The following is a 16950-nucleotide window of genomic DNA, read 5'->3' as shown; positions in this document are numbered from 1 at the left end:
GCCACACTGCAGGCTCTTTCAACGAGGAGCAACCATGATGACTTCACCCGTTTCCGCGGTTCCGGCGGCGCCGAGCGACAGGGCGCTGGCGCATTTCAGCGCGGCGTTCGAATACGAGACCGACTGCGCCGACGTGCATGCGGCCTTCGAGGGCGGCCAGCCCGACTTCGTCCTGTTCGACGTGCGCGGTCCCGCGCTGTACGCGGCCGGCCACGTGCCGGGCGCCCTGAACATGCCGCACGCGAAGCTGGTCGAGGTCAAGCTGCGCGATTATCCGATGGACACGCTGTTCGTCGTCTACTGCGCCGGCCCGCATTGCAATGGCGCGCACCGCGGCGCCGCGCGCCTGGCGGGGCTGGGGCGGCCGGTCAAGCTGATGATTGGCGGCGTCACGGGCTGGGTCGATGAAGGCTATGCGCTCGTGAAAGACGGGGGCGCCTGACGGACAATGCGTCGGCCGCTTACGCGCTATAGTGGCGGCAAGCGATTCTGACGCATTCACTCATGAGCAACCACCACGACAATCTTTCTTCCGACAACCTCGAGAACGACGACGCCTTCCTCGAGCGCGAACTCGGCCTGGCCGCGCGCGGCATCGAGCTGGTCAAGCTCGAAGGCCGCGTGTTCCTGCGCTTTTCCGGCGAGGTGCAGTACGAAGGCCTGCGCGTGCCCTACCGCCTGGTGCCGGCGCGCGGCGTGCTGGCCAAGCCGAGCAAGTGGCGCAAGATGGACTTGCTGGCGCGGCGCGAGCTGGTCGAGGAACGCACCGACCAGAAAGACCTGCAGCGCCTGCACCTCGAAGCCGAGGAATTCGTGCGCGACATCGCCGAGGATGCCGACCAGTTCGGCTGGGACCCGATGCTGTTTCTCGACGTGCTCGACGAGCTGGAAACGTCCGAGCCGGCCGAGTACGTGTTCCAGCGCATCTCGCAGCGCCTGACCCACGCGGTCGAGCGCGAAGAGGAAGAGCGCCATGCGGCGCGCACCAAGGAAAGCATCAACCTGGCCGAGTATCCGCGCTCGTTCGAGGTGGCCAGCCGCATGCAGCGCAAGTTCATCGCCCTGCTGGGGCCCACCAACTCGGGCAAGACCCACCGCGCGATGGAAGCGCTCGCCAAGGCCGGCAGCGGCGTGTATCTGGCGCCGCTGCGCCTGCTGGCGCTGGAAAACTACGAGCGCCTGCAGGCCGCCCGTCCGCACGGCGAGCCGATCAAGGTCAGCCTGATCACCGGCGAGGAACGCCGCCTGGAAGAAGGCGCGACCCACGTCGCCAGCACGGTCGAGATGCTCGACACGAAGACGCCGGTGGAAGTCGCGGTGATCGACGAGATCCAGATGCTGGCCGACCGCGACCGCGGCGCGGCCTGGACCACCGCCGTGGTCGGAGCGCCGGCGAACGTCGTGTACCTGGTCGGCGCGCCGGAAGCGCGGCGCGCGATCGAGGCGCTGGCCGAGCGCCTGGAAGTGCCGCTCGAAGTCCATGTGCTCAAGCGCATGGGGCCATTGTCGATGGAGCCGTCCAGCGTGCGCAAGCTGTCGAACCTGCGCCGCGGCGACGCCGTGATCTGCTTTTCGCGGCGCGAGGTCTTGATGTGGCGCGACATGATCACCGAGAAGGGCCTGTCGGTGGCGACGGTCTACGGCAACCTGTCGCCCGAGGTGCGCCGGGCCCAGGCCGAGCGCTTCCGCGAAGGGCAGGCCGACATCGTGGTCGGCACCGACGCGCTGGCGATGGGCCTGAACATGCCGATCGCGCGCATCGTGATGACCACCACGGTCAAGTACAACGGCTATGAGGAAGAAGAGATCCCGGCGGCGCTGGCCAAGCAGATCGCGGGCCGGGCAGGGCGCTACGGCGTGCACGAGGAGGGCTTCGTCGCCGGCTACGACGACGACACCCACCAGGTGATGCGCGCGCTGATGAAGGAAAAGATCCCGCCGGTGGCCGCCACCGGCTTCGCGGTCGCGCCGTCGCTCGAGCAGCTGCACCGCATCGCGGCGGTGACCGGCGAGACCTCGCTGGTCAAGCTCCTGAAACGCTTCGTGCACAATATCGACGTGCCGGACGGCTTCTTCTACCCGCGCATCACCGAGGAGCAGAACGAGCGCGCCGAATGGCTCGACACGCTGCCGCTGTCGGTGGCGGAAAAATTCATGCTGTCGCTGGTGCCGATCTCGAGCCGCGTGCCGGTGCTGCAAAGCGCCTGGGAACACTGGGCGCTTTCGCTGGCCAAGAAGAAGGTGGTCAAGCTGCAGCCGAACCCGAATCCGCAGCACCTGTTCTACATGAACCTGCAAGAGGTCGAGGACACCTGCCGCGTGTATTCGGCCTATGCCTGGCTGGGCTACCGCGAGCCGGAATACTTCCCGAGCATCGAGCTGGCCCAGGAGCTGGCGCGCGAGGCGTCGGAGCGGGTCGACGCGATGCTGCAGCAGCAGAATTCGGCGGCGCGCAGGCGCCAGGGGAGCAAGCAGGGAGGCAAGCAGGGCGGACGACAGGGTGGCGCCAAGCGCCGTTGAGCCGGCCGAGTAGAAGCATCACTCGACCCGGTGGAACGATCCCGGTGTACGATGCCGTTTTTTACAACAACATCGAGACACACGTGAATACCAAGTACACCCCGGAAGCCTTCAACGAGTTCGGCGCCAAGTTCCTCCCTGGCCACCTGGGCATCCGCATCACTGACGTCAGCCCCGGCAAGCTGTCCGCCGAGATGAAGGTCGAGCCGCAGCTGCTGGCGCCCAATGGCTACCTGCACGCCGGCAGCGTGGTCACCCTGGCCGACACCTGCGCCGGCTATGGCTGCGTCAGCAACCTGCCGGAAGGCGCCCAGAATTTCACCACCATCGAACTGAAATCGAACCACCTGGGCACCGCGCGCGAAGGCACCTTGGCCTGCACCGCCACCGCGGTGCACCTGGGCCGCACCACGCAGGTGTGGGACGCCACCGTCACGGACCAGGCCAGCGGCAAGACCATCGCCCTGTTCCGCTGCACCCAGATGATCCTGTATCCGAAAGCCTGAGCCTCAGCCGGCCAGTTCCTTCTCGATCAGCTTGTGGACGGCCGCGAAGTCCGGCTCGCCCACATAGGTCTTGAGGATGCGGCCCTCTTTGTCGATCAGGAAGGTGGTCGGGGTCAGGGTGACGTCGCCGAACTGGCGCGCGATGTCGCCGGCCGAATCCAGCGCTACCTTGAACGGCAGCTTGCGCTGCTCGGTGAAGTTCAGCACGTAGTCGGGGCGGTCGTACTGCATCGCGACCGCGACGAATTCCAGGCCCTGGTCCTTGTACTTGTTGTAGGTCGCGACCATGTCCGGCATCTCCTTGACGCAGGTGACGCAGGAAGTAGCCCAGAAGTTGACCATCACGACCTTGCCGCGCAAGGATTGGGTGCTGATCTTTTCTCCGGCGATGCTGATGAAGGTGACGTCCGGCGCCTGTGTGGTGTTGCTGAACGAGGCGTAGCCGATGCCGGCCAGGGCGAGCACCACGGCGCCGATGGCGGCGGGCTTGAACCAGGAACGGGTAGCGGATGAATGCGTGGGAGCGGTCATGGTCGGTCGATATGAAAAAACGGCAGGACCATTATAGTCCTGCCGCTTCTGGTGGGCTGATGAAGGCCTTGTTTAATCCAGCGAAGCCTGCGCCGGGCTGTTCTGCCGCACGCGCGGATCTTCTTCGTTGATGTATTCAAAGATCTTCACCACGCGGGTGACGCCCGAGACGCCCTTGGCGACATCGGCGGCGATATTGCCTTCGCGCGGAGTGACGAGGCCCATCAGGTAGACCACGCCGCGTTCGGTGGTGACCTTGAACGAGATCGCCGACACGGTCTTCATGTCGACCAGGCTGGTCTTGACCTTGGTGGTGATCAGCGCGTCGTTCGAGCGCGAGGTGTAGCTCGACGAACCGGAGACCGCCAGCTCGTTGATGACCGACACCACGTTGGCGATCTTGCGCACTTCGCGCTCGGCCGCCTGCTTCATGGCTTCGTCGCGCACTTCGCCGGTCAGCAGCACGCGGCGGTTGAAGCTGGTGACGTTGACGTTGCCGGCATCGCCGGTGACTTTGCGCATTTCCAGCTCGGCCTTGACCGTGATCGACTTGTCCTCGGTCTGGGCGCCCAGCGTGCGGCGGTCGACCGTGGACACGGCGCCGGCCACGCCGGCGCCGACGATCAGGCCGAAGCAGCCCGACAGCGATGCCGCCAGGGCGGTGCCCAGCACGACTTTGGTCAATAGCGCGGCCATGGGCCGGCGGGTGTTACGCATTCTCGTCTCCTCCGAACAGCGCGACGTCGATGCCGTCGCAGATGCAGTGAATGGCGCACAGGTGGACTTCCTGGATGCGCGCGGTGCGCGCATGCTGGACGTTGATGTGCACGTCGGCGTCGGTCAGCAGCTTGCCCAACTGGCCGCCGTCCTTGCCGGTGAAGGCCACGATGCGCATCTCGCGCTCCAGGGCCGCCTCGACCGCGGCCAGCACGTTGGCCGAGTTGCCCGAGGTCGAAATCGCCAGCAGGATGTCGCCCGCCTGGCCGAATGCCTGCACCTGCTTCGAGAAGATCTCCTTGAAGCTGTAGTCGTTGCCGACCGCGGTCAGGATCGAGGTGTCGGTGGTCAGGGCGATCGCCGGCAGCGGGAAGCGCTCGCGCTCGAAACGGCCGACCAGCTCGGCCGCGAAGTGCTGGCAGTCGGCGGCCGAACCGCCGTTGCCGCAGGCCAGGATCTTGTTGCCGTTGGAGAGGGCGCTGAACATGAGTTCTACCGCCGCCGAAATGGAAGGAGCCAGGGTGGCGGCCGACTTCATCTTCAGGTCGGCGCTCTCCTGGAAGTGAGCGAGGATGCGTTGAGTATTCATAGCCGAGGATTATAGTGCAGCGGCAACCCCACCTGAGCAAGCGCAGTAAAAATTGCTTACACTTCAATGATGTTCCGCAACCATTCGATATGCTCGCCATCGATGGCGACCAGGTCGAAACGGCAGGGAGGAGTGACGGGAAAACGCAACAGATAGACTTGCGCCGCACAGACCAGGCGGTGGATCTTGGCAGGGGTGATGCTGGCGGCGGCGCCGCCGTGTGCGCGGTCGGCGCGCTGGCGCACCTCGACGAACACCAGGGTTGCGCCATCGCGCATGATCAGGTCGATCTCGCCGCCCTTGCAGCGAAAATTCTCCTCGACCCGGGACAGTTTATGGTGTTTTAAGTAATCGAGGGCGGCGCGTTCCCATTCCCGGCCCTGGGCCTGCCGTCGGGACAGGCGCAAGGGCCACATTTCATAAACCGGTCGCGACCGGTTCGAACACGCGGCGCGGGCGCGGAAGGCTGTCGCCGCCGGCATCGTCGGTGAGGATTTCTTCAGTCGGGCCATTGTCGCGCACCACGACGCCGGTCTCGACGCGGCGGAAGGCGCGATCGCCCTGGCCGACGTTCACCGACAGGCGGCCGGTGGCGCCATCGAGTTCGAACGCGCCGGTGGGGCGTTGCGCCAGTTCGCGCGCGATGCGGTAGGCGTCGATGCCGAGCGCGTACAGGCGCTGCGGATCGAGCCCCTGGCCGCCATTGCTCCAGCGCGGATAGCCGGCGACGGCCGGATGGTCGGGCTGCACGGTCCAGGGCAGGTCGAGGAAGCGCACGCCGACCAGTTCGGCCGGCACGCTGGACATGTCGAGGCCCGGATTGACCGAGGCGGTGCCATAGGTCGGCAGCGAGGTGCCGATCGCCATGCGCACCTGGCGCAGGCCGTTGGCGTCGAGGGCGGCATACACCAGCTGCGGCGGCTCGGCCGACAAACGGGCGCGCAGCTCGGCCAGCGCATTGCCGTCGACGTAGCCGCCTTCGGCCGGCAGTTCGACCGTCGCGTGCATGCGGCCCAGTTCGGCCCAGCGCTGGCTGAAGGCGCCCGACAGGCGTTGCTGCCAGGCGGCGCGGCCGGTCAGCACCAGGGCCTGGCCGACCGGCTGCTCGCTCGCGGCCCACTCGGCCACTTGGCGCGCTTCGTCTTCGAGCGACAGGCCGATGACGAGCATCTGGCGCGGCAGCGGGGAATTGACTTGCGGGTGGTTCAGGGCGATGGTCGGCTTGTTGACCGCGCCGCTGGTGGCCAGGGCCGCCACGGCGGACCGCGCCAGCGGACCGACCACGATATCGTTCTGCTCGGCCGCGCCGCGATAGGCGTCGAGCGCGGCCTGCGTCGAGTCGCCGGTGGGCACCAGGTTGACGGTGACGCCTTCGCGCTGCTGGTCGTGGGCGGCCATGAAGCCGGCGCGCACCGCTTCGGCCGGCTGGGCCAGCGCCTGCGACTCGAGCGGCAGCAGCAGCGCCACGCGCACGGCCGGGCCGCTGTACGGCGCCGACGATGGCGCCGCGGCGCGCGGGCCGCCGCCGGCGCTCGGCGGCAGTTCGACCGGATTGGTCTGTACGCCACTTTCTTCGCGCGGCGGCGGCGTGTAAGCTGGCGCCGGTGGCGGCGCATTCGTCACCGGCGTCGCAGGACCGCACACTCCGCCTGGCATGCCGCAACCGGTATCGGGAGGCAGCGGCGTGCTGCCGCAGCCTGCCAAGAGTGTAATGACGGCGGCCGCGAGCAAGCCCGGTAGATTTTTTTTCTTCAGCATCGGAACCCTTTATGACAGATCAGCAGACCATCGACATCGCCCGACTTCCCGTCATGGGCGAGGCGGCCCAGCAGTCCTATCCTACCGCAACGCTGTACGTCGTGGCTACTCCGATCGGCAACGTCACCGACATCACCCTGCGTGCTTTACACCTGCTGGCCCTCAGCGACGTGGTCGCCTGCGAGGACACGCGCAAGACCGGTGCGCTGCTGCAGCGCTTCGGCCTGTCCCAGCCGACCATCGCCGCGCACCAGCACAACGAGCGCGAAGTGGCCGAGAAAATCGTCGAGCGCCTGCGCGCCGGACAACGCGTGGCGCTGGTGTCCGACGCCGGCACGCCGGGCGTGTCCGATCCCGGCGCGCGCATCGTCGATGCGGTGCGCAGCGCGGGCCTGAACGTGGTGCCGCTGCCGGGTCCCTCGGCCGCGATCGCGGCGCTGTCGGCCAGCGGCCTGGTGAACGACCGCTTCCACTTCGTCGGCTTCCTGCCGGCCAAGGCCAAGGGCCGCGAGGCGGCGCTGGCGCCGTTGGCGCGCGAGACCTCGACCCTGGTGTTCTATGAGGCGCCGCATCGCATCGTCGATTGCGTCGAGGCGCTGGCGGCGGCTTTCGAGCCGACCCGGCAGGTGGTGTTCGCCCGCGAGCTGAGCAAGATGTTCGAGGAAGTGCACCGCTGCGAACTGAAGGATGCGCGCGCCTGGGTCACGGCCGACCAGCACCGCGAGCGCGGCGAATTCGTGGTGCTGGTGGCCGGCGCCGTCGAAGCCACGGACGCCGAAGATGCCGAGGCCGAGCGCGTGCTGCAGATCCTGTTGAGCGAGTGCAGCGTGAAGCAGGCGGCGAACCTGGCGGCGCAGATCACGGGGCGCAAGAAGAATGCGCTCTACGAGCGTGCGCTGCAGATCAAGGGTGAATGACGGCTTACCACTTGCAGCCCGAATCCTTTTTCTCCATCAGTAAATAAATCGGCGCCAGCAGCCCGCCCGGAAGGCCGTCCTTGCAATCGGGCCGCTTGGCTTCGCGGATGCCGCGCGCCAGCTTCGATTCGGTCTGCAGCGCCGGCTCGGGGAATTGCGCCAGCGCCGTGCCTTCCTTCGACGGGTCGCGCAGGTGGGCATTCGCGCGCGCCACCGCGCGCGCCGCGTTCATGTCGAACTTCGGCGCTGGTTCCACGGTTTCTTCCTGTTGTACGACGAACGGATCGGGCCCGGTGCGTGAACTTTCCGGGACCGCGATCACGGCTTGTGGTGGCGCAGGCTGGGTCGTGCGTGGTGCAGCGGGGGCGCTGGGGGCGCTCGGGGCTGGCGCCGGGGGACGAACGATTTCCGGCGCGGGTGGTGGCGGTGGCGGCGCCGGAGGGGCGATCATGACGGACAGCACCGTCGGCTCGGCCGGCGCGATCTCCATGGTCTTGAACGTCGTATTCCGGTACGCCAGCAGGAATAATGCGTGCACCGCGATCGATACCGCGACGCCGATGACGATGCGCCGGTTGCCTCGTTGCAGGCTGACCGGGTCGCCAAAGTTCAGAGCCATATGCATGACATACATACCTCAACTTAACTTCAGAAAACTACCAGCTCGCTATTTTGCAACGAAAACTTGACCAGGTCACGCGAAACCGATATTATCTCGCTTCTTCGGAGTGTAGCGCAGCCCGGTAGCGCACCTGGTTTGGGACCAGGGGGTCCAAGGTTCGAATCCTTGTACTCCGACCAGCATTAAGAGAAAAGCCGACAACGTGAGTTGTCGGCTTTTTTCGTTGTGGGGTGCCGTCCACCCCGACGATTCATCCGGCGCGCTTGGCCGCGATCGCGTTGCCGGCGCGGCTGATGCTCTTGCGGCCCAGCTGCTGCGAGATGAACAGGCCGGCATCGACCACCTGGTCGAGATCCACGCCGGTCTCGATGCCCAGCCCCTGCATCAGGTACAGCACGTCCTCGGTCGCCACGTTGCCGGTCGCGCCCTTGGCATACGGGCAGCCGCCCAGGCCGGCCACCGAGGAGTGGAAGATCGCCACGCCCACCTCCATCGCCGCATAGATGTTGGCCAGCGCCTGGCCATAGGTGTCGTGGAAGTGGCCGGCCAGCTGGGCGATCGGGAATTCGCGCGCCGCGCGCAGCATCACGGCCTGGGTCTTGCGCGCGGTCGAGACGCCGATGGTGTCGGCGATGTCGATCTCGTCACAGCCCAGGTCGCGCATGCGCGCCACCACGTCGCCGACGGCGTCCAGCGGCACCTCGCCCTGGTAGGGGCAGCCGAAGGCGGTGCTGATCGAGCCGCGCAGGCGCAAGCCGTGTTCCTTCGCCGCGCGCGCCACCGGCTCGAAGCGCGCGATCGACTGGGCGATCGAGCAGTTGATGTTCTTTTGCGAGAAGGCTTCGGAGGCCGCGCCGAACACGACCACCTCGTCGGCCCCGCCGGCAAGCGCGGCCTCGAAGCCCTGCATATTCGGCACCAGCGCCGAATAGATGGTGCCGGGCCGGCGCGCGATGCGCGCCAGCACCTCGGCGCTGGTCGCCATCTGCGGCACCCATTTCGGCGACACGAAGGCGGCCGCTTCCACGTTGACGAAGCCGGCGCGCGCCAGGCGCTCGACCAGTTCGACTTTCACGTCGGCGCTCAGCGCTTCCTTCTCGTTCTGCAGGCCGTCGCGCGGGCCGACTTCGACGATCTTGACTTTGGTGGGCAATGCAGGCTGGTTCATCTTAGTATCCAAGTTGGCGGTCGACCAGGTCGTCGACCGGTTCGCCGTCTTCCAGGGCGCCGATCTTGGCGGCGATCTGGCGCACGGCGTCGAGGCGCATGGTGAGCGCCGAGATATGCGGGGTGAGGGCGATGCGCGGCTCGTTCCAGAACGGATGCGGGGCCGGCAGCGGCTCATGGCGGAACACGTCGAGCGTGGCGCCGGCGATGTGCCCCGAGCGGATCAGCGTCATCAGGTCGGGCTCGGCCAGGATCGCGCCGCGCGAGACGTTGATCAGGTAGGCGCCGGGCGCCAGCTTGCCCAGCCGGTGGCGGTCGAGCAGGTTGGTCGTGTCCGCGGTCAGCGGCAGCAGGCATACCAGCACCCGCGTGCCATGTAAAAAATCGTCGAGCTGCTCCATGCCGGCATAGGTCGGCACGCCGGGGATGTCCTTCGGGCTGCGGCTCCAGCCGCGCACCGGGAAGCCGAAATGGCGCATCGCCTCGACCACCGGCATGCCGAGCTTGCCCAGTCCCATGACGCCGATCGTGAACGACTCTTTCGGATGCTGGGGCAGCGGATTCCAGGCGCCGTGCCGTGCCTGCTGTTCGTATTCGTCGAAGCGCCTGAAGTAGCGCAGCACGGCGTGCGCCACGTACTCGGCCATCTGCACGCCCATGCCCGCGTCGCCCAGGCGCACCAGCGGCACGCGCGGCAGCGTGTCGCCGAACTTGAGCACGGCGTCGACGCCGGCGCCCATCAGGAAGATCGCCTTGACCTCGTCCAGCTGCGCCAGCAGGCCGGGCGCCGGGTTCCACAATACCGCGTAATCGCAAGGGGGCAACAGCTGGCCCTCCTTCCAGGTGACCGTCTCGACGCCTGGCATCACGGCCGAGAACTCGCGTTCCCACGGCTCGATGACGCCATCGCCCCGGTACAGGACAATGCGCATGTCTCCCCCTCGTTTTTGTCAGGGTGGTTCTGGCACCTCGAAAAACCTGCTGCGCGTTGCATTTTCGGTCTGCGATGCTCGCTGTACTCCAGTACAGCTGCGCTTCTCACCCGAAACTGCTGCCGCTCGCGACGGTTTTTCGAGGTGCCCTTTATGGGTCTTGCTTACGCCGCCTTGAAGGCCAGCAGCGGCGCGCCATCCGCCACCTGGTCGCCGACCTGGTACAGCACTTCTTCCACCAGGCCGTCGCTCGGCGCGGAAATCGTGTGTTCCATCTTCATTGCTTCCATGATCACCAGCGGCTCGCCCTGTTTGACGTCCTTGCCGGACTGGGCCAGCACTGCGACCACCTTGCCCGGCATCGGCGCCGTCAGGCGACCGCCCGCCGATTCAATCTCACCGGCATGTGCCATCGGGTCATTGTACGTCAGGGTGTGATGGCGGCCACCGCTAAACACGTGGAACATGTCGCCATCGCGGCGCACGCAGCCATGCACGGCGGTCTCTCCCAGCCGCAGCGCCAGCTCGGCATCGTTCCGCGAGATTAGTTCGATGCGCTGGCTCTGCTTATCAAGGTCAATTTCCCACGCACTATTGAGATAAGTCAGACCGACACGGTAATCGCCGTGCTCGTCGCTGAAGGACAGGGTGCGGCGGTAGTCGCCATTCATGCGCCAGCCACGGGCCTGGCTCCATGGGTCGGCGTCGTTGGCGGCGCCGTGCGCGGTTTCGCTATCGATGAGCGCAAGCGCGGCCAGGGCCAGGGCGCCGAGCGGGGCCGGGGCCGGTGGCGGGAAAAGTGAGGAATGATTGCGCTCGATCAAACCCGTATCCAGGTCGGCGCTAGCGAACGCGTCGCCTTCGACCAGGCGTTTCAGGAAGGCGATATTGGTGGCCAGGCCGACGATGCGGAACTCGGCCAACGCCTGCGACATGCGCGCCAGCGCCTGCGTGCGGTCCGCGCCCCAGACGATCAGCTTGGCGATCATCGGGTCGTAGAACGGCGAGATCGCGTCGCCTTCGCGCACGCCGGAGTCGACGCGCACGGCGGCGGGATGCATTGCATCCGCGCCGAGCTCGAACGCCACCGCCTGCGGCACGTCCATGTGGCGCAAGGCGCCGATCGACGGCAGGAAGCCTTTTTCGGGATTCTCGGCATACACGCGCGCCTCGATCGCGTGGCCGTGGATGCCGAGTTCATGCTGTTTCTTCGGCAGCGGCTCGCCAAAGGCGACGCGCAACTGCCATTCGACCAGGTCGGTCCCGGTGATCATCTCGGTCACCGGATGCTCGACCTGCAGGCGGGTGTTCATCTCCATGAAGTAGAACGAACCGTCCTGGTTGGCGATGAATTCCACCGTGCCGGCGCCGACGTAGCCGACCGCGCGCGCGGCATTCACCGCCGCTTCGCCCATGGCCGCGCGACGGTCCGCCGGCATGCCCGGGGCCGGCGCTTCTTCCAGCACTTTCTGGTGGCGGCGTTGCACCGAGCAGTCGCGCTCGTGCAGGTAGACGCAGTTGCCCAAGCTGTCGGCGAAGACCTGGATCTCGATGTGGCGCGGGCGGATCAGGTACTTCTCGACCAGCACCTTGTCGTCGCCGAAGCTGGAGATCGCCTCGCGCTTGCACGAGGCCAGCGCGGCTTCGAAATCTTCCGAGCGCTCGACCACGCGCATGCCCTTGCCGCCGCCGCCGGCGCTGGCCTTGAGCAGCACCGGGTAGCCAATGCGGTCGGCCTGCATATGCAGTAAATCCGGACTCTGCTCGTCGCCATGGTAGCCCGGCACCAGCGGCACGTTGGCGCTCTCCATCAGCTGCTTGGCGGCCGACTTCGAGCCCATCGCGCGCATCGAGGAAGCCGGCGGGCCGATGAACACCAGTCCGGCGGCCTGCACCGCCTCCGCGAACTCGGCGTTCTCGGACAGGAAGCCGTAGCCCGGATGGATCGCCTGGGCGCCGGTGGCCCTGGCCACCTCGATGATCTTGCTGCCACGCAGATAGCTGTCCTTGGCGGCCGCGGGGCCGATCAGGACCGCCTCATCGCACACCGCGACGTGCTTGGCGCCGGCGTCGGCCTCGGAATACACGGCGACGGTACGAATACCCATGCGGCGCGCGGTGGCGGCGACACGGCAGGCAATTTCGCCACGGTTGGCGATGAGGATCTTGGTGAACATGCGCTTATCTTTCGCTTATGGTTGTTCGGACGAATTGTGGGCGCGGCCGTGTCTCCCCGGCCGCGCAGGGTGCTGCATCAGCAGCCGCAAGCTTCCTTCTGTACCGAATCGAGCGTGGCAGCGCGCGTCTTGAGGCCCAGCTTCTCGAGCAGCACGCGGTCGTCGTCGGCTTCCGGATTGTCGGTGGTGAGCAGCTTGTCGCCGTAGAAGATCGAGTTGGCGCCGGCCATGAAGCACATCGCCTGCACCGCTTCGCCCAGCTCGCGACGGCCCGCCGACAGGCGCACGCGCGCTTGCGGCATGGTGATGCGCGCGACCGCGATGGTGCGCACGAATTCGATCGGGTCCAGCTTGTCGAGGCCGTGCAGCGGCGTGCCCTCGACCTGCACCAGGTGGTTGACCGGCACCGATTCCGGATACGGGTTCAGGTTGGCCAGCTGGGCGATCAGGCCGGCGCGCTGCTCGCGCGTCTCGCCCATGCCGACGATGCCGCCGCAGCAGACCTTCAGGCCCGCTTCGCGCACGCGGCCCAGCGTGTCCAGGCGGTCCTGGTATTCGCGGGTCGAAATGACGTTGTTGTAAAAGTCAGGCGCGGTGTCGATATTGTGGTTGTAGTAGTCCAGGCCCGCTTTTTTCAGCTGCTCGGCCTGGCCGGCTTCGAGCATGCCCAGCGTGGCGCAGGTCTCCATGCCCAGCGCCTTCACTTCGCGCACCATGGTCTCGACCTTTTCCATGTCGCGCTCCTTCGGGCTGCGCCAGGCGGCGCCCATGCAGAAGCGCGTCGCGCCGCTGGCCTTCGCCGCGCGCGCCGCGTCCAGCACGGTGTCGATGTCGAGGATCTTCTTGGCTTCGACGCCGGTGTCGTAGCGCGCCGCCTGCGGGCAGTAGCCGCAGTCTTCCTCGCAGCCGCCGGTCTTGATCGACAGCAGGGTCGCCAGTTCGACGTCGCCGTCCGGGAAGTATTCGCGGTGCAGGGTCGAGGCGCGGTGCATCAGTTCCGGGAATGGCAGCTCGAACAGCGCGAGCACGTCGGCCAGCGGCCAGGTGGCGTTTTCCGCTGGTTTGATCGGGGCCGCCGGGCGGTGCAGGGCGACGGTGTTCATATTGGACATGGTGGTTCCTTCAGGACTGGCCTCGCGTGGACGGCCATCCCGGCAGTCCAGCGAGATCGATGAATTCGGCCGCCGCGGCGGCCGTCGGTGTTTGCAGGCGCGGCACGCGGCCCAGCAGCGGCGCCGGGATGCGCTGTGCCAGCGCCTCGATGTTCTCTTGCTCGAACCTCATATTCGGGTCGGCCGTGTTGGCGACCCAGCCGGCCAGCACCAACCCGCGCGCCACGATCGCTTCGACCGTGAGCAGGGCGTGGCTGATGCAGCCCAGGCGCATGCCGACCACCAGGATCACCGGCAGGTTCAGTTGCGCGGCCAGGTCGGCGCTGTCGAAGTTGTCGTTGAACGGCACCCGGAAGCCGCCCACGCCCTCGACCACGACCGCGTCGGAGGCGGCCTGGATCTCGGCGAAGGCGGCGATGATCGGCGCCGATTCGATGGTGACGTTTTCCAGCGCGGCGGCGATGTGCGGCGCCGCCGGTTCGCGCAGCATATACGGCGTCGTGATCGACGACGGCAGGTGCACGTTGCCGGCAGCGACCAGCATGTCGGCGTCGTCGTTATGCAGTTCGCCGTCGCGCAGTTCGGCGCCGGCCGCCACCGGCTTCATGCCGCAGGCGCGCACGCCGCTGGCGGCGAGCTTGTGCAGGATGGCGCTCGAGACCAGGGTCTTGCCGATCTCGGTGTCGGTGCCGGTGACGAAGCAGGCGAAGCGCGAAGGCAGGCCGTCGATGGCGCGCGCCTCGAGCTCTGGCTCAAGTTCCGGTCTATGAGCCGGCTCGTGGAGGTCGACCTCTGGCACCGCAGCGGGCGGCGCCGCGATCGGGTCGTCATTGTCGTTCAGGTTGTTCGGGTTGTTCATGGTGCGGCCTTTTCCAGTCTGTTGAGCGCCTGCGCCAGTTGCGCGACGTCGTCGATGCCGTGGGCGGCCGACAAGGTCACGCGCAGGCGCGCCGTGCCCGGCGCCACGGTCGGCGGGCGGATCGCCGGCACCCACAGGCCCTGTTCATGCAGGGCGGCGGAGGCGCGCAGCGCGGCGTCGTTGCTGCCGATGATGACGGGCTGGATCGCGGTGGTCGACGCCGCCAGTTTCCAACGTTGGAAATCCAGCGACTCGCGCAACTGCCTGACCAGCCCCGCCAGGTGGGCGCGTCGTGATTCTCCTTCGGCGCCGCCAATGATATCAAGGCTGGCGAGCAGGGCGTGCGCGAGGGCCGGCGGGCAGGCCGTGGTGTAGATGTAGGGACGGGCGCGCTGCACCAGCAATTCGATGACGCTGGCGTGCGCGGCGACGAAGGCGCCGCCGACGCCGGCCGCCTTGCCGAGCGTGCCCATATACACCAGGTTGGGCGAGCGCAGGCCGAAGTGTTCGAGCGCGCCGCGGCCGTTCGTCCCCAGCACGCCGAAGCCATGGGCGTCGTCGACCACCAGCCAGGCGCCGTGACGCTCGCACACGGCCAGCAGCGCCGGCAGCGGGGCCAGGTTGCCGTCCATGCTGAAGACGCTGTCGGTGACGACGATTTTCGTGGCGGCGGTGCTGGCCTTCAGTTGCGCCTCGAGCGCATCGACGTCGCCATGCGGATAAACGGTGACGCCGGCCTTCGCCAGGCGCGCGCCGTCGATCAGCGAGGCGTGGTTCAGCTCCTCCGAGAAGATCGTCGCATCGGCATCCAGGCCCAGCGCGGTCAGGATCGCGAGGTTGGCCATATAGCCGGTGCACAGCGTGAGCGCGCGCGCCTGTTGCAGGTGCGGCGCCATCCACTCGGCCAGGCGCTCTTCCAGCACGTGGTGGGCGCGGCCGTGGCCCGACACCAGGTGCGAGGCGCCGCTGCCGGCGCCGTACAAAGTGGCGCCCGCGCGCAATGCTTCGATGACCACGGGATGCGACGCCAGGCCGAGGTAGTCGTTGCTGCAGAAGGCCAGCAGCATACGATCGTCAACCCGTTGGCGCGGCGCGCAGGCGCCGTCGGTCACGCGACGCTTGCGCACCAGGCTGTGGGCGGCGAGCGCGTCGAGCTTGCGGTCGATGGCGGCAATCAGGTTCATGGTCACGCAGCAATCACCGATTCGAAGGTCTTGATGGTGCGCGCGGCCAGGCCGGCGACGTCCTCGTCGTCCAGCACATAGGGCGGCATCAGGTAGACGGTGCGGCCGATCGGGCGCAGCAGCAGTTCGTTCTCGACCGCGGTGGAGAAGAAGCGGCGCGAGAAGGTCGAGGCGCGATCCTTGTCCGGCTCGATGGCGTCGAACGCGAAGATCATGCCGCGCTGGCGGAAGTGGCGGGCGCGCTCGTGTTCCGCCAGCGGCGCCAGCGCGATCGTCATTTTGGTGGCCAGTTCGCGATTGCGGTTCAAGACATCGTCTTCCTCGAAGATGTCGAGCGTGGCCAGCGCGGCGCGGCAGGCCAGCGGATTGCCGGTGTACGAGTGCGAGTGCAGGAAGCCGCGCGTGATGTCTTCGCTGTAGAAGGCCTGGTAGATGTCGTCGCGGGTGAGCACCAGCGACAGCGGCAGGTAGCCGCCGCTGATGCCTTTCGACAGGCACATGAAGTCGGGCCAGATCGACGCCTGTTCGCAGGCGAAGAAGGTGCCGGTGCGCCCGCAGCCGACCGCGATCTCGTCGGCGATCAGGTGCACATGGTGCTGGTCGCACAGGTCGCGCAGCAACTTGAGGTAGAGCGGGTCGTACATCGCCATGCCGGTCGCGCACTGCACCAGCGGTTCGACGATGATGGCCGCGATGTTGTCGCCGCGCTGCTCGAACAGTTCCTTCACTTCCAGGATCGCGCGGCGCGCCACGTCCTGGGCGGTTTCGCCTTCGCCCGCGTTGCGCGCGTCGGGCGCGCTCACCACGTGGGAGGCGCGCAGCAGCGGGCCATAGGCATCCTTGAACAGCGGGACGTCGGTGACCGACAGCGCGCCGATGGTCTCGCCGTGGTAGCTGCCTTGCAGGCAGACGAATTCCTGTTTGGCCGGCTTGCCGGCATTGCGCCAGGCGTGGAAGCTCATCTTCATCGCGATCTCGACCGCGGAAGCGCCATCCGAGGCGAAAGTGGCGTGGCCCAGCGCGTGGCCGGTCAGCTTCGACAGGCGTTCGGCCAGCTCGACCACCGGCGCATGCGTGAAGCCGGCCAGCATCGCGTGTTCGAGCTTGTCCAGCTGGTCTTTCAGCGCGGCGTTGATGCGCGGGTTCGCATGGCCGAACAGATTGACCCACCACGAGCTGATGCCGTCCAGGTAGCGCTTGCCGTCATAGTCATAGAGCCACGGGCCCTTGCCATGGCTGACCGCGATCAGCGGCACCTCCTCGTGATGCTGCATTTGCGTGCAGGGATGCCATACGCTGCGCAGGCTGCGCGCGATCCACTCGGAGGAGGTCGATTGAGTCACTTCTGTATTCCAATAT

Annotated in this window: 17 protein-coding genes and 1 tRNA gene; 5 read left to right on the top strand and 13 right to left on the bottom strand. The window is 67.1% G+C overall.

Features of this window, described 5'->3' with window-relative positions; translation table 11 throughout:
* Positions 1-34: 34 nt before the first annotated feature.
* The 3 genes from KY496_RS18290 to KY496_RS18280 all read left to right on the top strand — a co-directional run bounded on the left by KY496_RS18290 (position 35) and on the right by KY496_RS18280 (position 3026).
* On the top strand, positions 35-442 hold the full coding sequence (locus tag KY496_RS18290) for a rhodanese-like domain-containing protein (RefSeq protein ID WP_071360999.1): 408 nt from the start codon (positions 35-37) through the stop codon (positions 440-442).
* Between the two features lie 62 nt (positions 443-504).
* Positions 505-2520, top strand: coding sequence for a helicase-related protein (locus KY496_RS18285; RefSeq protein WP_005664266.1), 2016 nt, complete (start codon positions 505-507; stop codon positions 2518-2520).
* Between the two features lie 83 nt (positions 2521-2603).
* Positions 2604-3026, top strand: coding sequence for a PaaI family thioesterase (locus KY496_RS18280; RefSeq protein ID WP_143054479.1), 423 nt, complete (start codon positions 2604-2606; stop codon positions 3024-3026).
* Positions 3027-3029: 3 nt separating this feature from the next.
* Here KY496_RS18280 and KY496_RS18275 read toward each other — a convergent pair whose 3' ends face one another.
* The 5 genes from KY496_RS18275 to KY496_RS18255 form a co-directional block, all read right to left on the bottom strand.
* Positions 3030-3557, bottom strand: coding sequence for a TlpA disulfide reductase family protein (locus KY496_RS18275; RefSeq protein WP_219861893.1), 528 nt, complete (start codon positions 3555-3557; stop codon positions 3030-3032).
* Positions 3558-3629: 72 nt separating this feature from the next.
* On the bottom strand, positions 3630-4274 hold the full coding sequence (locus KY496_RS18270) for a BON domain-containing protein (RefSeq protein ID WP_005664270.1): 645 nt from the start codon (positions 4272-4274) through the stop codon (positions 3630-3632).
* Positions 4267-4863 (bottom strand): phosphoheptose isomerase, encoded by a 597-nt coding sequence (locus KY496_RS18265; protein ID WP_005664272.1) that lies wholly within the window; start codon positions 4861-4863, stop codon positions 4267-4269. The genes KY496_RS18270 and KY496_RS18265 overlap by 8 nt, the downstream gene beginning before the upstream one ends.
* Before the next feature lie 56 nt (positions 4864-4919).
* A complete protein-coding gene (locus tag KY496_RS18260; RefSeq protein WP_005664273.1) occupies positions 4920-5279 on the bottom strand; it encodes a YraN family protein in 360 nt (119 codons plus the stop codon).
* 1 nt (position 5280) lies between these two features.
* The gene (locus tag KY496_RS18255; RefSeq protein ID WP_005664274.1) at positions 5281-6621 is read right to left on the bottom strand and encodes a penicillin-binding protein activator; all 1341 of its coding nucleotides are present in this window, start codon (positions 6619-6621) and stop codon (positions 5281-5283) included.
* An 11-nt stretch (positions 6622-6632) separates the two neighbouring features.
* Between KY496_RS18255 and rsmI the strand changes: the two genes are divergently transcribed.
* Positions 6633-7538, top strand: coding sequence for a 16S rRNA (cytidine(1402)-2'-O)-methyltransferase (rsmI, locus tag KY496_RS18250; protein ID WP_005664275.1), 906 nt, complete (start codon positions 6633-6635; stop codon positions 7536-7538).
* 4 nt (positions 7539-7542) lie between these two features.
* Here rsmI and KY496_RS18245 read toward each other — a convergent pair whose 3' ends face one another.
* Positions 7543-8157: a hypothetical protein gene (locus KY496_RS18245; RefSeq protein WP_219861891.1), complete on the bottom strand. Its 615-nt coding sequence runs from the start codon at positions 8155-8157 to the stop codon at positions 7543-7545.
* 105 nt (positions 8158-8262) lie between these two features.
* On the opposite strand from KY496_RS18245, the gene KY496_RS18240 reads away from it, so the two are divergent.
* Positions 8263-8339, top strand: a tRNA-Pro gene (locus KY496_RS18240).
* 71 nt (positions 8340-8410) lie between these two features.
* Here KY496_RS18240 and KY496_RS18235 read toward each other — a convergent pair.
* The 7 genes from KY496_RS18235 to bioA form a co-directional block, all read right to left on the bottom strand.
* Positions 8411-9328 carry a hydroxymethylglutaryl-CoA lyase gene (locus KY496_RS18235; RefSeq protein ID WP_071361003.1) on the bottom strand — a complete coding sequence of 306 codons (918 nt, stop codon included), beginning with the start codon at positions 9326-9328 and terminating at the stop codon, positions 8411-8413.
* A 1-nt stretch (position 9329) separates the two neighbouring features.
* Complete coding sequence (locus tag KY496_RS18230; RefSeq protein ID WP_219861890.1) at positions 9330-10259, bottom strand: glyoxylate/hydroxypyruvate reductase A; 930 nt, start codon at positions 10257-10259, stop codon at positions 9330-9332.
* Between the two features lie 164 nt (positions 10260-10423).
* Positions 10424-12436 carry an acetyl/propionyl/methylcrotonyl-CoA carboxylase subunit alpha gene (locus KY496_RS18225; RefSeq protein ID WP_219861888.1) on the bottom strand — a complete coding sequence of 671 codons (2013 nt, stop codon included), beginning with the start codon at positions 12434-12436 and terminating at the stop codon, positions 10424-10426.
* Positions 12437-12513: 77 nt separating this feature from the next.
* Positions 12514-13539 (bottom strand): biotin synthase BioB, encoded by a 1026-nt coding sequence (gene bioB, locus KY496_RS18220; protein ID WP_081589885.1) that lies wholly within the window; start codon positions 13537-13539, stop codon positions 12514-12516.
* A gap of 19 nt (positions 13540-13558) precedes the next feature.
* A complete protein-coding gene (gene bioD, locus KY496_RS18215) occupies positions 13559-14407 on the bottom strand; it encodes a dethiobiotin synthase (protein ID WP_005664281.1) in 849 nt (282 codons plus the stop codon).
* The gene (bioF, locus tag KY496_RS18210; RefSeq protein ID WP_005664282.1) at positions 14404-15591 is read right to left on the bottom strand and encodes an 8-amino-7-oxononanoate synthase; all 1188 of its coding nucleotides are present in this window, start codon (positions 15589-15591) and stop codon (positions 14404-14406) included. Before bioF ends, bioD begins: the two co-directional genes overlap by 4 nt.
* Positions 15592-15593: 2 nt before the next feature.
* Positions 15594-16934 carry an adenosylmethionine--8-amino-7-oxononanoate transaminase gene (gene bioA / locus KY496_RS18205; protein WP_005664284.1) on the bottom strand — a complete coding sequence of 447 codons (1341 nt, stop codon included), beginning with the start codon at positions 16932-16934 and terminating at the stop codon, positions 15594-15596.
* Positions 16935-16950 lie beyond the last annotated feature (16 nt).

Source organism: Massilia sp. NP310, assembly GCF_019443485.1.
GTDB lineage: Bacteria > Pseudomonadota > Gammaproteobacteria > Burkholderiales > Burkholderiaceae_D > Telluria > Telluria timonae.
This window is presented reverse-complemented; position numbering and strand designations above follow the sequence as displayed.

What these genes read in the sequence shown, in the direction of transcription:
- KY496_RS18290 (WP_071360999.1), top strand. Translation starts at nt 35, where the DNA reads ATGATGACTTCACCCGTTTCCGCGGTTCCGGCGGCGCCGAGCGACAGG.
- KY496_RS18285 (WP_005664266.1), top strand. Translation starts at nt 505, where the DNA reads ATGAGCAACCACCACGACAATCTTTCTTCCGACAACCTCGAGAACGAC.
- KY496_RS18275 (WP_219861893.1), bottom strand. Translation starts at nt 3,557, where the DNA reads ATGACCGCTCCCACGCATTCATCCGCTACCCGTTCCTGGTTCAAGCCC.
- KY496_RS18270 (WP_005664270.1), bottom strand. Translation starts at nt 4,274, where the DNA reads ATGCGTAACACCCGCCGGCCCATGGCCGCGCTATTGACCAAAGTCGTG.
- KY496_RS18265 (WP_005664272.1), bottom strand. Translation starts at nt 4,863, where the DNA reads ATGAATACTCAACGCATCCTCGCTCACTTCCAGGAGAGCGCCGACCTG.
- KY496_RS18260 (WP_005664273.1), bottom strand. Translation starts at nt 5,279, where the DNA reads ATGTGGCCCTTGCGCCTGTCCCGACGGCAGGCCCAGGGCCGGGAATGG.
- KY496_RS18255 (WP_005664274.1), bottom strand. Translation starts at nt 6,621, where the DNA reads ATGCTGAAGAAAAAAAATCTACCGGGCTTGCTCGCGGCCGCCGTCATT.
- rsmI (WP_005664275.1), top strand. Translation starts at nt 6,633, where the DNA reads ATGACAGATCAGCAGACCATCGACATCGCCCGACTTCCCGTCATGGGC.
- KY496_RS18245 (WP_219861891.1), bottom strand. Translation starts at nt 8,157, where the DNA reads ATGGCTCTGAACTTTGGCGACCCGGTCAGCCTGCAACGAGGCAACCGG.
- KY496_RS18235 (WP_071361003.1), bottom strand. Translation starts at nt 9,328, where the DNA reads ATGAACCAGCCTGCATTGCCCACCAAAGTCAAGATCGTCGAAGTCGGC.
- KY496_RS18230 (WP_219861890.1), bottom strand. Translation starts at nt 10,259, where the DNA reads ATGCGCATTGTCCTGTACCGGGGCGATGGCGTCATCGAGCCGTGGGAA.
- KY496_RS18225 (WP_219861888.1), bottom strand. Translation starts at nt 12,436, where the DNA reads ATGTTCACCAAGATCCTCATCGCCAACCGTGGCGAAATTGCCTGCCGT.
- bioB (WP_081589885.1), bottom strand. Translation starts at nt 13,539, where the DNA reads ATGAACACCGTCGCCCTGCACCGCCCGGCGGCCCCGATCAAACCAGCG.
- bioD (WP_005664281.1), bottom strand. Translation starts at nt 14,407, where the DNA reads ATGAACAACCCGAACAACCTGAACGACAATGACGACCCGATCGCGGCG.
- bioF (WP_005664282.1), bottom strand. Translation starts at nt 15,591, where the DNA reads ATGAACCTGATTGCCGCCATCGACCGCAAGCTCGACGCGCTCGCCGCC.